Consider the following 16,663-nt stretch of genomic DNA (forward strand, 5'->3'; position numbering starts at 1 on the left):
GTCCCGCTCCGGAGGTCGCCGCCGCCTTGGATCGGGCGAACGCGGCCGTCGTTCCGACCGTCCGGTTGACCTCGGTCGACGCGGCCTACTGGTGCAGTCCGGGGGAGCGGACGCACCTGCGGTGGGTTCAGGCGTACGACGAGGAACCCCTGCTCGACGCCCTCGCGCGGCTGGCCGTCGCTGGTGATCTTACGGTCGGTGTCGGGTCCCGTTTCGTCGGCTCCTTCCGGGCGGACGGTCTGGTCGTTCCGGTCTGGGACCTCGCGCCGGGCGCTGACGCGGACAGCTGCGAGGAACCGGCGACGGAGCTGCGTGCCCGGTTGGAGCGTGCGGTTGCCGACCGGACTCCGCTGGATGCGTCGCAACGCCGGATGCGTGCCGGCGTCGTGGGCCGGACCCTCACCCTGCGCTGATATGCCGGTAGACATGGCTGGCCGGTCGGACGCTCCGGGCGAGATGTTCGATGTGGTCGTGATCGGCGCCGGTCCGGCGGGAGCAAGCGCAGCTCGGGCGGCGGCCCGGGCCGGTGTCACCGTCTGCATGCTTGAACGGGCCGAGCTGCCCAGGTACAAGACCTGTGGCGGCGGCCTGGTCGGTCTGGCGGTCGACCATGCCGGTATCGACCTTTCGGGCCTGGTCCACGCGAGCATCGACCAGCTCACCGTGTCCCTGGACGGCCGGCTGGCGCGGACCAGGCGCCGGCCAGGCCGACCGATGCTGTCAATGGTGATGCGCTCGGAGTTCGACCGGGCGCTGGTGCACTCGGCCTGCGCTGCCGGTGCGGGCCTGCGGACCGGAGTCCACGTCACCGGCCTGCGCGAAGTAACCGGACCGACCGCCGGACCAGTCCCCGGACCGGGCGGACCGGACAGCAACGAGGTCCAGGCGGCCACGGCGGTCACGGCGGTTAGGGGGGTCAGGGAGAGCAGGGGGAGCACGGAGATCAGGCAGACGCGGGATGGTTGCGTCGTGGTGACGGTGCGGGGCGGGCGGGAGATACGCGCCCGGGTCGTCGTCGGCGCAGATGGCGCGTCCGGGCGGACGGGCGCCCACGTCGGCGTCCGGTGTGACCAAGTGGACGTCGGCTTGGAAGGTGAGTTCCCGGTGAGCGCACCGACCGCACGGCGCTGGGGCGGCCGGATGCTGCTCGACTGGGGTCCGGTCCCCGGTTCATACGCCTGGCTGTTCCCAAAGAGCGAGGTGCTCACCGTCGGTGTGATCGGTTCGCGGGCAGACGGCGATGCGCTGCGTTCCTACTACGGCGATCTGGTGCGCCGGCTCGGTCTGGGTTCGGTGACACCGTTGCACGACTCCGGGCATCTGACGAGGGTACGGGCCGCGGGTTCGCCACTGCGCCGGGGCAGGGTGCTGGTCGCCGGCGACGCGGCGGGTCTGCTCGACCCGTGGACGCGCGAGGGGATCTCGTTCGCATTGCGCTCGGGGCGTCTCGCGGGGGAGGCCGCGGCCCGAGCCGCTGTCGGTGATCTGTCCGCGCTCGCGGAGTACCCCAGGCGCATTGAAGCGGTGCTCGGCCCCGAAATGGACGCCGGCCGCAAGCTACAGGCGGTTTATGCACACCATCCCGGGCTGCTGCACGCGTTGCTGACCTGCATGCCCGGTACCTTCGGACTGTTCGGGCGGATCGTGGACGGCCGTACGACAGTGGCCAGGCAGCTGCGGCGCCCCGGCGTCCGGGCCGTGACCGGCGCCCTGGCCCGCTGAGTGGTGCCCGGACAGGCTCTAAACCCCGGGTGGTAACCCGCCGAAACGCTCGGGATCCCCGTCTGTCAGGGGAGAACCGAACCGTTCGGCGACGGCACCGGCGATTTCGAGAAACGCCTGCCTCGTCGCTTTTCTCAGCCCTTCCAACGTGATACGTCCGCCGATGGCGAGATGGGGATCGTAGGGTACCTGAACGACTCGCCGGGTACGGGCGGCGAAATGCTGTTCGAGCGTGTTCATATCCACCGACTCGCCATTCACCGGGAATGTCGAGATGACCGTCACCGCCTCTCGCACCTGGGCGGCGTACCCGTGTGCGTCCAGCCAGTCCAGCGTGGCACTGGCCGACGAACCGCCATCCGCGCTGGAACTGCTGACAATCACCAGTGTGTCGGCGAGTTTGAGGACCGCGGGCATGGCGCTGTGCAGAATCCCGGTGCCGCAGTCGGTCAGCAGGATCGAGTAGTGCCGCTGCAGGATGTCGTCGACAGCGAGGTAGTCGGTGTCGGCGAACGCCTGCGAGATCTCGGGATCGTTCGCGGACGCGAGCACCTCCAGGCGGCTGTCGGCCTGTGACAGGTACCGACGAACGTCCACATAACGGTGTAGCGAGGCTGCATTGTCGAGTAGATCGCGCACGGTGTTCGTGGTTGTTCGCGGTACCTTGGCACCGAGCGTCCCGCGGTCGGGGTTCGCGTCGATCGCCACCACGCGGTCCCCACGCAGACTCGCCAGGGTCGACCCGAGGGCCACGGTCGTGGTGGTCTTGCCGACACCGCCCTTGAGCGACATGACTGCGACCCGGTGGCAGTCGTACAAGGGGGTGCGGATGTGCGCGACCAGGCGCCGATGGCGGGCCTCGTCGGCGGACGGCCCAGGATTGATCGCTCCTCCGGACGCCCTGAAGACCAGTTTTCGCCAGCCTCCGGACGCGGTGTCCGGCTGGGTGGGCAGCAGCGCGCTGGTCATGAGTCTGCCGGGCGCACGGGTGACGTCGGCTGCCCCGTCGTGGCCGGACGGCCGGATCTCCGGTGCTGGCGCCGGGTACTCGGTGCTGGGGTAGGGATTATCCGGGTAGGAGCCACCCGGGTACGGCACCGGCGGTTGCGGTGCGCCGGGACGCGGACCGCCGAGCTGTCCCTCATCCGCACGACCGCTGTTCCGGTAGGGCGGCAGGTCCGGGGCGGGCGCCGTTGCGATCGGTGCCGTGGACGAACCCGGCGCCTGCTCGGCCGCCGGCGGCAGTTGCAGCGGCGACGGTTGGGGTGACGGTTGCAGTTGCGGCGGCGACGGTTGGGGTGACGGTTGCAGTGGTGGCGGTGGCGGTGGCGGGTAGTCCGCCGAGACCGGCGGGCGTGGCGGTACCTCGAACGCGGTGTCCGCGACGTCGGCGGAGACCCCGAGCGGATCGGTGGAGTCGAACGCCGGCGGGTAGGAGTCGTCCGGGTAAAGCGGTGCCGGCCGGAGCGTGGCGCCTTCGGAGCCGGACCGCTGGAGGCCCGGTGCGGATCCTGCCTGCGGTGCGGTGGTGCGTCCGTTGCCGTTCTGGTCGGTGCTCGGGCGTTCCTCGTGCCGCAGTGGAGTGGCGGACAGTCGAGGTTCGGACGGCGGGGGCGGAATCGGCGCGACGTGGCTTGGGTAGCCGCCAGGACCCCGGTAACCGCCGGGAAACGGGTCGCGGTCGAACAGCGGGTCGTAGGTCGACCTTTCGGTCCACGGCCGGGCGATCGGTGGCACGGCCGGCGGTTCACCCGAAGCGCCCGGCCAGGAGCTCGTCAGCGGGTCGAATGTGCGCTCACCACCGGGCGGTGGCACCGGTGGTGGGAACTGAGCGGGCCAGGCCTGGAACGAGGAATACGGGTCGTCGTTGTTCGGCTCGGTCGAGCTCGGCGGAAGATGGGAAGGTGCCGGCGACTGCATCGACTGGCGTGCGCCGCGATCTTCCGCCGGAGCGCGATCGGCGTCAGGCATGTCCGTTCGGGCGTCGATGTCGATGTCTCCGTTCATGCTCCCGCTCAGTCACGGCCTCGCCGGATACCGGTTCAGGGCTCGACGCCACCTGTCCGTCCAGGGCGGCCCACCGCGGCGATTCAGGATTGCATGCCGGGCTCGACCTTGTCATCATCTGTGCCCTGGCCGGGATGGGTAAAGTATGTTCTGTCCGTATCCGGCGCCCATGATGTTTCCGAGGCGAGTGCCGCTGCGGCAGCCAGGACCCAGCGGGTCGGCCGGTCCAGCCGGACGGCGGCGCGTCGCACGTCGTCCCACTCGGGTTGCACGGTGACCACCTGGCCGTCCGGGAGCATGCCGATCTTCACGGCGATGGTTTCGCCGCTGACGTTCACCGGGCGGAAAGTGCGGTCAAGCGCCCGCTTGTGTACGGGCGTCTCGCGCAGACCGAGGGTGGGGGTGTGGAAAAAAATCATCTGTCGGACCGGGTCCGCGCGCGCTGGCGCCACCAGCACGGAGAGCGTGTGCGCAGGTCGTCCCTTCTTCATCAGAATGGGCGTCAGCCAGGCATCGGACGCCCCTACCGCCAGCAGCGCCGCCAGAATCTCCGGCCAGGCCCGCGGGTCGAGGTCGTCGACGTTGGTTTCGACCAGTAGTTCATCGGTTGCCGGGGGGATGCGAGCGGCGGCGTATGCGGACACCGACTGCTCTCGTTCTGATGCGCCGTGGGCCGACATCCCGGCGGGTGGCGCGGCCCCGACGACCAGCCGGACGACGTTGGGCCGGCCCGGGATGTCGCGCTGGCCGGCGCCGACACCGACCGACTCCACCCGCATCGCCGGTAGCTGGCCATAGGCGCCCACGTGGGTCGCCACCAGCGCCGCTCCGGTCGGTGTGCACAGCTCCAGGTCCACGGGACCACCGTGAGCCGGCATTCCGCTTGCCCGCAGGAGTTCCAGGACGGCAGGGCCGGGGATCGGCAGGACACCGTGTCCGGTACGGGCCGAGCCGCCGCCGAGCGCCATCGGGGACGCGACCAGCTGGTCCAGGCCGAGCGCGTCCAGCCCCGCGCAGACGCCGACCACGTCGGCGAGCGCGTCCAGCGCGCCGACCTCGTGAAAGTGCACGTCGTCGGCGCGGATTCCGTGAACGGTCGCCTCAGCCTCGGCGAGCGTCGCGAAGGTGGCCAGGGCACGCTCGCGGACCGTCGCGGCGAGCGGTGCGCCGGCAAGTAGCAGGCGGATGTCCGCCCAGGTACGGCGGAGATGCTCACCGCCGGGTGCCCCGATCCTCTGCAGTCCGTCCGGATGCGTCGTACCGCCACTGCTGATCACATCATTGGTGGTGACGTGGACGCGAGTGGCGGCAATGCCGGCCCGGCGGGTCACGGTGACATCCAGGCGGACTGGAAGTCCAAGCGCATCGACCGCGTCGGCGATCACGTCGGCCCGCTGACCTGTGCCTGCGAGCGCCCCGCTCACTGCGCCAAGCAGCATGTCCCCGCTCGCCCCGCTGGACAGGTCGAGCCACCCGACCCGTGCCGGGCGGGGCGGCGAAGACCCGGTCGGTCCGGTCGGCATCGCTGTTGCGCTGTTGGCTTGGTGCGTTCCGGCGTCAGTCACCCGTCCACTGTCGTCCACCCGTCCACTGTCGTCCGGTGGTCGGGGTCGCCGGAACGCGCCCCGGACCCGCCCTGCCCCGGCCCCCTGCAGCCGATCGCGGCCGACGGTAGCGAAGCGGTAGGTCAAAACGGTCGCTATAGCAACGAAAACTACCTAACGCCCGGGTGTCCGCGGGCAGTCCAGTAGGTGGAAATCGTCGCTATTACGGCCCAAATGACCTACCCCATCGGCGGACGATCCGCGGGTGCCGCGGGTGCGGATATGGGCGCTGTTCGGCGGGCGATGCGGGCGGCGAAGATTCCCGCTCCGAAGCCGTTGTCGATATTGCAGACAACGATGCCGGGTGCGCAGGATGTGAGCATCCCGAGCAGAGCGGCAAGCCCGCCAAAGGAAGCGCCGTAACCGATGCTGGTGGGGACCGCGACCACCGGCGTACCAACGAGCCCACCGACGACGCTTGGCAGGGCACCTTCCATGCCGGCGATGACGACCAGACAATCCGCGGCGGCGAGGATGTCGCGGACCGCGAGCACCCGGTGCAGCCCGGCGACCCCCACGTCCGTGATCGTCTCAACGCCCGCTCCGGATGCGCGGGCGGTCAGCGCGGCCTCAGTGGCGACCGGCGCGTCCGACGTCCCCGCGCAAACGACGACGACCCGCCCCCGGGCCGGTGGTAGTGGGCCGACGACGACCGTGGACAGCCGGGTGGAAGGCCCGGACTCCGGACCCGGACCCGGACCTGGACCCGGACCCGGGGCAGGCGGACTGGACGTGGTCAGCTCCTCGGGCCACTGGAGGAGCAGCGCCGCGACGGTGGCCGCGTCCGCGCGGGTGACCAGCGTCGGATGGCCGGGGCCGGCCACCCGCCGCAGCTCGGCGACGATGCCGACCGTTTGTGCCGGCGTCTTGCCGGCGGCGTAGACGACTTCCGCGTCGCCGGTGCGCAGGCCGCGGTGGGTGTCGACACGGGCGTACCCCAGGTCGGTCCAGCCGGTGCCGTCGCCGAGCGGGCCGGCGGTGAGGCGGCTCAGGGCTTCGTCCGGACTGACCGCGCCGGCGGCCACGGCGTCCAGCAGGAGCCGCACATCGGCCGTGTCCATTCCCCCGACCCTATGCTGCCTGGTGCAGGAAGGAATCAGGTTCACGTTCCACCCGCCCACATAGCACGCACGTGCCGCAATAGATCGGCCGTATACGGCTCCGTATAAGGAGGGGACGAGCGTGGGCGCGCTGGCTGTTCGGCCGGTGGAATGCCGATGCGCCGGTCGATCCGACCTGGTTGCCGGCCTGGTTCGGTGACCAGGCATGGGCTCCGCGATGGTGGGACGACGACACCATCTGGCTGATCGACGTGGAGAACGTCGTCGGCCGGGTGTGGACGGGGACGGCCGACGACGACCTCTACCGACTGTGGGACCTCTACACAGCCCAGCACCGCCACGGTGGGTAAGAGGTGAACGGTGTCCCGGGCGAGCTTTCAGCGGGATCTGGACCGTGTCGGGGGGTGTCGCGTGCGCTGCGTGACGATACGGGGAGTTAGGCTGTCCAGCTCATCATAATTCGGACGGTAGATGACTGGTTGGAATCGGGGTCCTTCAATGCGGTCCGTCACGACGCCGTAGGATCGTCAAGGTGAGACGCGCTGATCCGGTCCGGGTCGCTCCCGCTGCGGTGATTGCGCCGGCCCGCGCGATCAGACCCACCCTTGATGGGATGCCGTGGGCATGAGTTCACCGACCCGGCTGGCCTGTCTCGGGCCTCCTGACACGTTCTCCGATGCGGCGTTGCTCACTCTGCTGATCGTTCATGAAGTCGATCTCGACCCATTACCGAACGTAGCGGCCGTTCTTGGCGCGGTCCGTCAGGTCGACGCCGCACTGGCCGGCGCGTTCGGCGCTGCACCGTATCTGCGCTGAGGTCCGATTTCTCGGCAGCTGACCGAGTGCGGATGGACAGGCTCCGAATCATGCGGTCCAGCACGTCGGACGATGCTTTCCGCAACGCGGCGGCCTGGCTTTCCGGTCTGCGTGGGAGCGTCGCCCGCGCCTGAAGAATTCGGTCCAACGGTTGCGTTGCGAGCGCGATACCGCCGGGGGTAACTCAGGTCGTCGTGAGCCGACCCGCAAACTCTCCGTGCCTGTCGTGGTCTGAGCGTGCTCTCTCCCCTTGGCGCATCCCGCGACGCGCTTCGCATGAGTTACCTTGAGTCACATTCTTGCTGCTGAACGAGATCATATCGGTACGGAAAGTGCCACATTGTGGCCTTGCCGACAGGACACAGGGAGCGCGTAGTCATGTCCCACGCTGACGAACTGTCCCCGTCAGCTTGCTCGGCCAGCCTCTGGCCGGCGGCTGCGGAGGTAGGCCAGCCAGGCCCGCCCGATATGCCGGCCGCGTCGATTCCGGCCGCCCGTACCCCCCCAGACGATCATCCGGACTCCTATGTCCTGCCCGCCCCGATGTCGTCGCCGGGCGAAGCCGGCCCCGCCGTAACGGGGGCCGACCGTCGCGACATCCCCACGATGTCGATCGCCGGGACATCGGCGCTGCCCGATCGGCGGCAGTTTCACCTCTATGCGGGGGCAACCGTCGTCGGCGTTTTCCTCACCGATGGGCAGCTTGCGGACGTGGTGGATGGGCGTGGTGCAACGCCGTTTCAGGTTGCGCTTGCACATGCCGAGGAGCGGTTGGCCGCTTTGCTGCGCGCGCACGAGTACACGGCGCCCGCGCAGGTGGCGACACAGGCCGTTCGTCTACGCTCCGGTCTGGGCCGGCTGGCCCGCGGTTCCCTGCAGGCCTCGGACGCCCGTCGGTTGCGGATCATCGCTGGTCGGCTTGCCGTTCTGCACGCTGATGCGGCGTTCAAACTGGGCGAGCCCGATGCGGCACGAGCCCTGGCCGCCCAGGGATACGCCGACGGGCAGTGGGCGGGTGACGGACCTCTGCAGGGATCGGCCCGTGAGATCGCGGCGGTGGCCGAGTTCTACGGCGGGCGTCCGGCGGTTGCCCTGCAGCTCGCGCGGGACGGGCTGCGCCACGTCAGTGGCGGTCCGGTACGGGCGCGCCTGGTCTGTCAGGAGGCCCGCGCACTCGCGGCCCTCGGCGACGTCCGTGGCGCCGCACTGGCGCTGGATACTGCCTACGATCTTGCTGACATGATTCCCGTGGAACAATGGGGATCTCCCGGTCCGGGCTTTGACACCTTCCATCCGGTGGAGGTCTCCTACAACGCGACCACGGCGTTGTGCCTGCTTGGCCGGCCCCGTGCCGCAGAGGAACATGCACAGATCGCCATGCCCCGGCTTGACGCGATGAACACCCCGGGTTTCCGTTCGGTGATCAGGCTGGATCTTGCATTGGCCCTGGTCCGCCAGGGACGGCTCGAGCTTGACCGGGTTTGCGCGCTCGCCACCGAGGCGATCACTATCTCCTGGGGACGCACGGTGGCGTCGGCGTCGAATCGGGCCGATGAGTTGCTGGCGATAACCCGAACACACGGTGATGTCCGCGCCGTGCGGGAGCTGGCGGCGTTCGTACGCGACTGGCAGCGGGAGGGCGAAAAGGCATCGTCATGGACGTCAGGGCCGTAGACGTGTCAGGGCCGTAGACGTGTCAGGGCCGTAGACGTTCAGAGCCGTAGACGTTCAGAGCCGTGGATATCGGCCAGCGGTGGAGCCCGTCGCTGAACGTGCATGACGAACCAGCAGCACTGACCGTGTGTCATGAGGACACGGAAGGGCGCGGAGCGAGGTGGGTACGTTCGGAGGAACTCGCCTGACGACGCTCCGGGTTGAATGAGGATCGGAGCGATGTCGGATGGCAGTCACGGGGTGCGATGGTCGCTTCACCGTGGCGAACGCATGGTCGATTCTCCGCGAGATGTGCGCGGCGGTCGGGTTGGACGACCGGGATGCCGAGGTCATCAAGATTACCGCCAACGCGGTGTTCCGGTTGCCGCGGGCCAGGCTGGTCATCCGGATCTGCGGGTCGCAGGCGATGGCGCACCGCGCGCACAAGGTTGTCCAAGTCGCTCGCTGGCTGGCTCGACACGAAGTGCCGGCGGTGCGCCTTGCGCCGGGTCTGCCGGCACCGCTGCTCCTCGGTAGCGTCGTGGCCACATTGTGGATTGACGCTCAGGCCGAGCCGCGACTGGTCGAGCCGCCCGGTCGCCACTTTCAGGAGAACCAGCCCCTGCTGGGCGTTCGAGGGCCAACCACACACGCCGCCACCACACGCGGTTCGACAGCACTCGGCGCCTCAGCACTCGGCTCGACAGCGCACGTATCGGCTTCACGTGCCTCCACCACGGGTGAACGGGTGGTGAACGGCGACCCTCCGGCCGCATCCGATCTCGCTGTAGTTCTACAGCGGATCCACGCGCTACCACAACCCGACACCGCGTTACCCCCATGGGACCCGCTGGACGACGTTCGCAGGCGTCTTGCCGATGCGGAGGGCCTCACCGACGCTGACCTCGCGTTTCTCCGGCGGATGGCCGACCGGCTCCAAGCCGCCCTCGAGGGTGTCACGTACGACCTCCCGGCGGGTATCGTCCACGGCGACGCCCATCTCGGCAACCTGATCAGATGCCACGACGGACGGGTGGTCATGTGCGACTTCGATTCCGCCTGCTACGGACCCACCGAATGGGACCTGATCCCGGTGGCTGTCGGGCAGCTGCGCTTCGGTTACCCGCCGGAACAGCACGCGGTGCTTGCGTCGGAGTACGGCTTCGATGTGACGCGTTGGTCGGGATTTGAGGTCCTGCGGGCCCTGCGGGAACTGAAGCTGGTGACCAGCGTTGTGCCGATTCTTGCGAGCAATCCGCGGGTGGCAGCGCAGTTCGCCGTCCGCCTGGCGAGCCTGCGCTATGCGGACGAAAGCGTCCGCTGGCTGCCGTATTCCTGACTCCTATCAGTTTTCTGATAGTTCTTCGAGCCAGGATTTCCGCTGTTCCCCGCGATTGAACAGGGTCCGTCGTCCTGTTCGGGATGTGAATCTGGCGGCTGATGTTGCCATCGTATCGGAACACCGTTGGCAGTCGTGTCCGGGCGGTGTGGAGATTGGGTTCGATATCGGAGTCGTTGAGCTGGTCGGCCTTGTCCAGCGGGATCGGCACCGTCGACAGGGTGACCATTGGAGCTGGTTCTAAGACAGGTCCGAAGAAGATCCTTCGAAGATGCGTCGGGTGAATACGGCAATCATGGTCGCTGTCCAGGCGACCGCGAGCAGGCAGCCGCCGATGACATCCGACAGATAGTGCACACCGAGGGCGAGACGCGCACCTCCGACCGCCACGATGATCAACACTGTCGGTGCTGCGACGACGACCGGTGGCCGTCGCCCGTGGACCGCGGCCAGCGCGGTCAGCCCCACCAGCACCGCGACGGTCACTCCGACCACATGCCCGGACGGGAAGCTCGTCCCGTGGGCTGTGGCGACCGGCGCCGCGACGGACGGGCGGGCCCGATTGACCAGTACCTTGACGGCACTGCCGATGATTCCGCCGATCCCGACGGTGATTGCGATGAACAGGGTCAGCCAGCGGAGGCCGGCTGGATCGAGCCGGCCGAGACCACGGGCGTTTCCACCCCGCCCGGGGCGCGCTCGAGTCCACAATGCCACCACAACGGCCAGGGTGGCCACTCTCAGGATGAACGGGGCGATCAGGATGCTCAGGACATCGGCGGCGTCGATCAGCCAACCCCGGGTGGCCACGACGGCGTTGAGGTCCGCGGCCGTGTCGGTGTCCGCGTGGGCAAGGGGCGCCCAGCGGGCCTTTACCACGATCGTGACTACGACGAACAGCCCCGCGCAGGTCCCTGCGATCCACCAGGCTCGCGCAGCAGCTGGCGATCGCGGACGGGTCGGCGGGTCCGATGCCGACAGCCCTGCTGACAGCCGCGGCCGAGGCCTGGCCCGTGGATCATCACCCTTCCCCGTCGAGGGCTGTCGGGTTCCCATGACGTCCCAGTCTCGTCCCGCCGGGCGAGGGAAGCCCAACCAGACGGCCTGGGTGCCGACCCGGGTAGGCCGCGGGGCCGGCCCCGCGACGCCGCGTGCCTATTGCTGGGCGTGCTAAGAACAAGAACAGGTTCTATGAGCCGGAAAATCATGTACCCGAGCGCGCCGAAAGCATGGGTACACCGATTCATGCAGGCCTTCTCCCCGTTGGCGTTTTTCTGCTTCGTCGTCGACTCGAAAGGCGACGGTCCGGGCGGGAGAAAAGAGTTGCCGCGGCTCCCATGAGAATTCGTCGACTATCGTTGTCGCGGTCGCCGCCGGGTCGAAATCCCGGGCACCGGGTCGGTCAGAATAGCGCAGTCGCGGGCGGGCGCACCCGCCGTCACCAGACCCGGAATCCATCGGTGGGACCGTGTCGCGCGTGCCGAAAGTGGCCGTCCGGCGTCGCTCGGTGGCCCGATGGAGGCCTGCCGCCGGATATATCGGTGCCTTCCCGGCCGACGGCGGCGAGTTCTATGGACCAGATGATACGTGCCCGTTCCCTCAGTATTACTTCTCTTTTTGCGGCATGACCTCATTTTGCGATAAGGAGACTTTTCGAAATTACACGGACGAAGTTATCCGGCGGGGTTGACCGGGTGAGCGTCCAGTGGAGTAGGGTCACTTCTTGTTCGGTCAGTCCCGGCGAGAGGAAAAAACGTGATGGCACAGCAGCAGCAGCAGCAGCAAATCGAACAGCAGCTGCGGCAGAACTGGCAGCAGATCCGGTACCGACTTCTCGATGAATTCGGACAGGTCGGCACCGCGGACCTCGACGCGGCTCGTGACGTCAACGATCTCGTTCAGCGGATCGCGGACAAGACTCACCACAGCGAGCGCTACGTCGAGACCCGGCTGCAGGAGCTCGTCGGCGCGGGCGCTGGTGTCGGCGGCCAGTTCGGCGGCCAGCAGCAGGGCGGCGGCCAGGGCGGCTTTGGCCAGCAGGGCCAGCAGGGGCAGCAGGGGCAGCAGGGCCAGCAGGGCCAGCCGTTCGGCCGCTAGTCCCGCCGTCGTGGCGGTGATACACCGCCACCTGTCCTGACACCCGCGGCGGCGTGCGAAGCGATGATCGCACGGCCGCCGGCCAGGTGCCATGACTGCGCGAGATTGTCTTCGCGCGAAATATGGACCAGTCAGGTGGTCTCACCACCAAGTATCAGGAGACCACCTGACTGGTTCAGGTACCAGCATACTTTCCAAGTTGGCCAAAGGCCGTGCGATCATGTCTTTTTCGCACGGCCGGCGGCATGCCGGATCGTCGGTATCTGGCCAAAGGCCGTGCGATCATGCCTTTTTCGCACGGCCGGCGGCATGCATGATCTTCGTCGACATGAAGATCATGGTGTCAGGCTCACCAGGAGTGTCCGGTACTCCAGCAAGGCATCGATCAGACCCGTGACAATGGGATTACGGGGCATTTGACCCAGCTCGGCAAGAATTGAATCCGTCTGTTCCAGCGTAGGCTGGGCGTCGACAGCGGCGACGAGTGTGACCAGTCTGCTCATGGGCGGCCTTTCAACGACTCACAGTCGTGAAGCGACGTCCATTTGACCAGCACCTCGTGTGGCTGGGTCGCCTCACCGGATACACCTGCCAAAACGGCACCGCGTGGCGGGTTCACCATCACTTTTCGTTCCATGCCCTTCAGGGAGGAGCCCGGCTCCTTTGTCGGGCAGTGGTACAACTGACGTTACCGTAAAAAACGGTAGAGCTGCGGTGTTCCCGTCGGGTTGAATGGTCGTTACGGCGAGGTAACAAAGTTTGCGCCCAGTAGTCAGATCGCCCGCGGTCCGGTGGATGCCTGCGGGCTGATTGCGCTATTTGTACATGATGTGCTGGCCGGTGCATCCCCATTGCTTCCCGTGACGCTCTCCGAGGGTATCAATCCACCGCCGTTGCGCATCCGTGGCGTCGGATGCCACCGCGTCGGGTGTCACCGCGTCGGGTGCGGCGGCGAGAGGCGAGCGGCGAGCGGCGAGAGGCGAGCGAGAAAGTGTCGTTCACAGGCCGGTAGCCTCAGACGTGTGGTCAGTGCGGGTCCGTCTTCGGGCGGCAGTCGGCGGACGGCAGCCGGCCGGCAGGGCGGGGTTGCCGAGCCTGCCGCAAGCAGCCCCGGACGTGATGCGCTGGCGGCGCCGGGTGTCGGCGATCAGGTCGATGTAGCCCTCAGTCGTGAGTTGGAGGGCCTTGCCCATCGTGCGTGGCCCCCGTTGCGTGAGCGCCACGTCGGTGGTTGGGTGCTGCGGGCGTCGGCTGGCTCTTCGCGGCGCGGCAACTCGGTCTGGGCTCGTGGAGACGTCTCTGATCTTACTGTCGCGCTCGACGAGGTCCGCGGCTTCTACGCCGCGGCAGGGCTTCGCCCGACAATCCAGATCACCCCGGTGTCAGTGCCGGCCGGCATCCACCAGGCGCTGGACGCGGCCGGGTTCGACGACACAGGTCCTACCGATGTCTGCACCGCCGATCTGGCGGACCTTGCCGAACGGCTGGACACCGCCGCGCTCGCCGAAACGATCATGTTCGATGGCATCGCCGACACCTGGCTCGACGTTGCCGGGCGGGTCCTGTCAACCTTTGCCGACCAGCGCACCGGCACCCTCAAGGTGTTGGCGAATCTCACGGTGGCGGCGAAATACGCCATGTGTGTGGCCGACGGTGTGCCGGTCGCGGTCGGCCGCGGGGTCCTCGACGGAGACTGGCTCGGCGTCTACAGCATGGCGACCGTACCGGGCGCGCGCGGTAGGGGGGCGGCGCGTGCCGTCCTTGCCGGGCTTGTCACCTGGGCTGCCGACGCGGGTGCGTCGCGCGCCTACCTGCAGGTGGAACAGACCAGCGCCGCGGCCCGCCGGCTGTACGGCGCGCTCGGGTTCCGACCCGTCTATCGGTACTCCTACCGACGACATCATCATCCTGTCGGCGGTCCGGATGTGTCCCCACGCTGATCATCGAGGAGCCATGACGCCCGAGCAGGCCAGTCACAGTCTCTTGGAGCCGGTGGGCCGGACCCGCGTGATGGGCGTGATCAACGCGACCCCGGATTCGTTCTCCGACGGGGGTACCTATTCGACCGCCGCTGCAGCGGTCCGGGCCGGGCTGGCGATGGCCGCCGACGGCGCCGACATCATTGACGTCGGCGGTGAGTCGACCCGACCGGGTGCGGCCCGGGTCGATCCGGACGAGGAACTGCGCAGGGTGCTGCCGGTTGTGACCGAGCTGGCCGCGGCAGGGGTCGCCGTCAGCGTGGACACGACTCGCCGGACGGTCGCCGAGGCCGCGCTGGCAGCCGGTGCTGCGATCATAAATGACGTGTCGGGCGCGGCCGACCGCGATTTGCTGACGCTCGCCGCCGAGCGGGGCGTTCCCTACGTATTGATGCATGCCAGGGGTGCGAGTGCGAACATGTCCACGCGGGCGGTCTACGGTGACGTCGTGTCCGAGGTCGTGGCCGAGCTGCGTGAGCGCCTTGGAGCCGTAGTCGCAGCCGGTGTCGCGCCGGAAAATGTGATCATCGATCCGGGGATCGGCTTCGCGAAGAAGGCCAGGCACAACTGGGCCCTGCTCGCGCACATGGGCGCCTTTGCCGCGCTGGACCAGCCCCTGCTGGTCGGTACGTCGCGCAAGTCGTTTCTCGGCAGCCTGCTCGCGGACGCCGACGGTCGGTCCCGGCCGGCAGCTGACCGCGACGACGCCACCCAGGCGACAACGGCGCTACTGGCGGCCACCGGGGTCTGGGCGGTACGGGTGCATGCGGTGCGGGCGGCGGCGGACGCCGTCCGGGTCGTGCAGGCATGGCAGGGCGCCCGCGCCCCCTGGCAGCCGCGCGATGCGCGCACCCGGTCCGCAGCCGGCGGCTCTGACCCGGGCGGGCCCGGACGTCCACCGGCGGGTGCGGCATGACCGGTGGACCACCGGGAGCGGGATGGCCCGGGGCCGACGGTCCGCTGGCCGCCGCGCCGGACCGGATCGCCCTCACCGGCCTGCGGGTCCACGGCTGCCATGGCGTCCTGCCGGCCGAACGCGCGCTGGGTCAGGAGTTCATCGTGGACGCCGTTCTGTGGGTGGATACCCGGCCGGCGGCCAGGACCGACGACATCACCGCCACCGTCGACTACGGGACGCTGGCCCGGACCCTGGCCGGGATCGTGGCCGGCGAACCGGTGGATCTGATCGAGACGCTTGCGCACCGGCTGGCTACCGCGTGTCTGGCCGACCACCGCGTTGCCCGGGTCCAGGTGACCGTGCACAAGCCCGCGGCGCCGATCCCACTGCCGTTCACCGACGTCGCGGTCACCGTGACCCGGGACCAGCCCGCGTGACCGGGCCGATACCGCAGCCGGGGCCGCCGACCGCGGTTCTCGCGCTGGGCTCGAACCTGGGTGACCGCCTTGCGCGGCTTCGTGCCGCCGTCCGTGCGCTGCGCGCCCTGGCGATGTCTGAGGTGTACGAGACCACGCCCGTCGGAGGACCCGACCAGGACAATTATCTCAACGCGGTCGTGTTGGTCCCCGCGGCGCCGGCGCGGGCCCTGCTGGCGGCCGTGCGGTCGGCCGAGGGGGCTGCATCGCGGGTGCGGACGGTACGGTGGGGGCCGCGTTCCCTGGATGTCGACGTCATCGCCTGCGGCGAGCTGGTCAGTGACGATCCGGAGATCCTCATCCCACATCCGCGTGCCCACACCCGTGCGTTCGTCTGCGTCCCATGGCTGGACGTCGATCCGGACGCGGTGCTGCCCGGTCATGGTCGGGTAGCCGATCTGGTGGTCGGGCTGGATGCCTCCGGGGTCCACCGAACGCCGTGGAGTCTGCGCCGGTGAAGCCGACCCGGGCGCGTGACCTGGTGGCGGCGGCTGTGGTGGCCGGTGCGTTCACCTACGTTTTCATGATCTTCAATTATCAGAATCTACCGCGATTCCCACACACGGCACCGCTGTCGCTGGTGATCGTCGGATTGGTGGAGGCGCAGACCGCGTCGATCACCCGGCGTCGGTTGCAGGGGCGGCCGGGGACGAGGCCGATCCTGCCGCTGACCGTCGCCCGGCTGGCGGCCATGGCCAAGGCCAGCAGCCTCGCCGGTGCGGCGCTGGCGGGGGCGTGGGCGTCGGTATTCGGTTACGTGCTGCCACGCTCGGACGAGTTCCTCACCGCTGGCACGGATACGATCACCGCCGGTCTGGGAATCGGAGCCGCTGCGGTGCTCGTCGTCGGCGGGCTGTTGCTTGAGCGTGTCTGTCGAGTCCCCAAATCCTAAGTGGGCGGCGCCGACACCCCCCGACGGACCTCCCAGATCGGCTTCGCCAATCCGGCAGGAACCCCGACCTCCGGCGCCGACCACTAAGTGGGCGGCAGATCTTCAATCGTGCGGACCGG

Annotated in this window: 17 protein-coding genes; 12 read left to right on the forward strand and 5 right to left on the reverse strand. The window is 68.7% G+C overall.

The genetic code is table 11. The annotated features are described in order from the left end of the window. On the forward strand, positions 1-413 hold a 413-nt coding region (locus U9979_RS00650; RefSeq protein WP_322777816.1), incomplete at its 5' end, for a DUF5926 family protein. A 13-nt stretch (positions 414-426) separates the two neighbouring features. After that, positions 427-1,722: a geranylgeranyl reductase family protein gene (locus U9979_RS00655; RefSeq protein WP_322777817.1), complete on the forward strand. Its 1,296-nt coding sequence runs from the start codon at positions 427-429 to the stop codon at positions 1,720-1,722. An 18-nt stretch (positions 1,723-1,740) separates the two neighbouring features. Here the strand turns inward: U9979_RS00655 and U9979_RS00660 are convergent, their stop codons facing one another. From U9979_RS00660 to larB, 3 genes are all read right to left on the reverse strand, one after another. Next, positions 1,741-3,729 carry an AAA family ATPase gene (locus U9979_RS00660; protein ID WP_322777818.1) on the reverse strand — a complete coding sequence of 663 codons (1,989 nt, stop codon included), beginning with the start codon at positions 3,727-3,729 and terminating at the stop codon, positions 1,741-1,743. Positions 3,730-3,812: 83 nt separating this feature from the next. Beyond that, a complete protein-coding gene (gene larC, locus U9979_RS00665; protein WP_322748927.1) occupies positions 3,813-5,252 on the reverse strand; it encodes a nickel pincer cofactor biosynthesis protein LarC in 1,440 nt (479 codons plus the stop codon). 260 nt (positions 5,253-5,512) lie between these two features. Next, entirely contained in the window at positions 5,513-6,394 is an 882-nt protein-coding gene (larB, locus tag U9979_RS00670) for a nickel pincer cofactor biosynthesis protein LarB (protein WP_322777819.1), read from the reverse strand. A 179-nt stretch (positions 6,395-6,573) separates the two neighbouring features. Between larB and U9979_RS00675 the strand changes: the two genes are divergently transcribed. The 4 genes from U9979_RS00675 (at position 6,574) to U9979_RS00690 (ending at position 10,202) form a co-directional block, all read left to right on the forward strand. Further along, positions 6,574-6,744, forward strand: a complete 171-nt coding sequence (locus U9979_RS00675; RefSeq protein ID WP_322777820.1) for a hypothetical protein — start codon at positions 6,574-6,576, stop codon at positions 6,742-6,744. A gap of 274 nt (positions 6,745-7,018) precedes the next feature. Continuing rightward, positions 7,019-7,210 (forward strand): hypothetical protein, encoded by a 192-nt coding sequence (locus U9979_RS00680; RefSeq protein WP_322777821.1) that lies wholly within the window; start codon positions 7,019-7,021, stop codon positions 7,208-7,210. A gap of 468 nt (positions 7,211-7,678) precedes the next feature. Then, a complete protein-coding gene (locus U9979_RS00685) occupies positions 7,679-8,884 on the forward strand; it encodes a hypothetical protein (protein WP_322777849.1) in 1,206 nt (401 codons plus the stop codon). A gap of 226 nt (positions 8,885-9,110) precedes the next feature. Further along, a complete protein-coding gene (locus U9979_RS00690) occupies positions 9,111-10,202 on the forward strand; it encodes an aminoglycoside phosphotransferase family protein (RefSeq protein WP_322777822.1) in 1,092 nt (363 codons plus the stop codon). Between the two features lie 240 nt (positions 10,203-10,442). Here U9979_RS00690 and U9979_RS00695 read toward each other — a convergent pair whose 3' ends face one another. After that, positions 10,443-11,258 (reverse strand): phosphatase PAP2 family protein, encoded by an 816-nt coding sequence (locus U9979_RS00695; protein WP_322777823.1) that lies wholly within the window; start codon positions 11,256-11,258, stop codon positions 10,443-10,445. Between the two features lie 702 nt (positions 11,259-11,960). On the opposite strand from U9979_RS00695, the gene U9979_RS00700 reads away from it, so the two are divergent. Next, on the forward strand, positions 11,961-12,299 hold the full coding sequence (locus tag U9979_RS00700) for a hypothetical protein (RefSeq protein WP_322777824.1): 339 nt from the start codon (positions 11,961-11,963) through the stop codon (positions 12,297-12,299). Between the two features lie 335 nt (positions 12,300-12,634). Here the strand turns inward: U9979_RS00700 and U9979_RS00705 are convergent, their stop codons facing one another. Continuing rightward, the gene (locus tag U9979_RS00705) at positions 12,635-12,802 is read right to left on the reverse strand and encodes a hypothetical protein (protein ID WP_322748934.1); all 168 of its coding nucleotides are present in this window, start codon (positions 12,800-12,802) and stop codon (positions 12,635-12,637) included. A 519-nt stretch (positions 12,803-13,321) separates the two neighbouring features. Between U9979_RS00705 and U9979_RS00710 the strand changes: the two genes are divergently transcribed. Genes U9979_RS00710 through U9979_RS00730 form a run of 5 tightly spaced genes read left to right on the forward strand, consistent with a single transcriptional unit; the run spans position 13,322 to position 16,544 of the window. After that, positions 13,322-14,239 (forward strand): GNAT family N-acetyltransferase, encoded by a 918-nt coding sequence (locus tag U9979_RS00710; protein ID WP_322777825.1) that lies wholly within the window; start codon positions 13,322-13,324, stop codon positions 14,237-14,239. A gap of 13 nt (positions 14,240-14,252) precedes the next feature. Beyond that, positions 14,253-15,194 carry a dihydropteroate synthase gene (gene folP / locus U9979_RS00715; protein WP_322777826.1) on the forward strand — a complete coding sequence of 314 codons (942 nt, stop codon included), beginning with the start codon at positions 14,253-14,255 and terminating at the stop codon, positions 15,192-15,194. Beyond that, positions 15,191-15,613: a dihydroneopterin aldolase gene (gene folB, locus U9979_RS00720; protein ID WP_322748937.1), complete on the forward strand. Its 423-nt coding sequence runs from the start codon at positions 15,191-15,193 to the stop codon at positions 15,611-15,613. The genes folP and folB overlap by 4 nt, the downstream gene beginning before the upstream one ends. Continuing rightward, positions 15,610-16,110, forward strand: a complete 501-nt coding sequence (folK, locus tag U9979_RS00725; RefSeq protein WP_322777827.1) for a 2-amino-4-hydroxy-6-hydroxymethyldihydropteridine diphosphokinase — start codon at positions 15,610-15,612, stop codon at positions 16,108-16,110. The genes folB and folK overlap by 4 nt, the downstream gene beginning before the upstream one ends. Further along, positions 16,107-16,544 carry a DUF3180 domain-containing protein gene (locus tag U9979_RS00730; RefSeq protein ID WP_322748939.1) on the forward strand — a complete coding sequence of 146 codons (438 nt, stop codon included), beginning with the start codon at positions 16,107-16,109 and terminating at the stop codon, positions 16,542-16,544. The genes folK and U9979_RS00730 overlap by 4 nt, the downstream gene beginning before the upstream one ends. Positions 16,545-16,663: the final 119 nt, after the last annotated feature.

Origin of the sequence: Protofrankia sp. Cas4, from assembly GCF_963555915.1 — a bacterium.
GTDB lineage: Bacteria > Actinomycetota > Actinomycetes > Frankiales > Frankiaceae > Protofrankia.

Excerpts from the sequence above, each read along its gene's own strand:
- U9979_RS00655 (WP_322777817.1), top strand. The coding sequence starts at position 427 with ATGGCTGGCCGGTCGGACGCTCCGGGCGAGATGTTCGATGTGGTCGTG.
- U9979_RS00660 (WP_322777818.1), bottom strand. The coding sequence starts at position 3,729 with ATGAACGGAGACATCGACATCGACGCCCGAACGGACATGCCTGACGCC.
- larC (WP_322748927.1), bottom strand. The coding sequence starts at position 5,252 with ATGCCGACCGGACCGACCGGGTCTTCGCCGCCCCGCCCGGCACGGGTC.
- larB (WP_322777819.1), bottom strand. The coding sequence starts at position 6,394 with ATGGACACGGCCGATGTGCGGCTCCTGCTGGACGCCGTGGCCGCCGGC.
- U9979_RS00680 (WP_322777821.1), top strand. The coding sequence starts at position 7,019 with ATGAGTTCACCGACCCGGCTGGCCTGTCTCGGGCCTCCTGACACGTTC.
- U9979_RS00685 (WP_322777849.1), top strand. The coding sequence starts at position 7,679 with ATGCCGGCCGCGTCGATTCCGGCCGCCCGTACCCCCCCAGACGATCAT.
- U9979_RS00690 (WP_322777822.1), top strand. The coding sequence starts at position 9,111 with ATGGCAGTCACGGGGTGCGATGGTCGCTTCACCGTGGCGAACGCATGG.
- U9979_RS00695 (WP_322777823.1), bottom strand. The coding sequence starts at position 11,258 with ATGGGAACCCGACAGCCCTCGACGGGGAAGGGTGATGATCCACGGGCC.
- U9979_RS00700 (WP_322777824.1), top strand. The coding sequence starts at position 11,961 with ATGGCACAGCAGCAGCAGCAGCAGCAAATCGAACAGCAGCTGCGGCAG.
- U9979_RS00705 (WP_322748934.1), bottom strand. The coding sequence starts at position 12,802 with ATGAGCAGACTGGTCACACTCGTCGCCGCTGTCGACGCCCAGCCTACG.
- folP (WP_322777826.1), top strand. The coding sequence starts at position 14,253 with ATGACGCCCGAGCAGGCCAGTCACAGTCTCTTGGAGCCGGTGGGCCGG.
- folB (WP_322748937.1), top strand. The coding sequence starts at position 15,191 with ATGACCGGTGGACCACCGGGAGCGGGATGGCCCGGGGCCGACGGTCCG.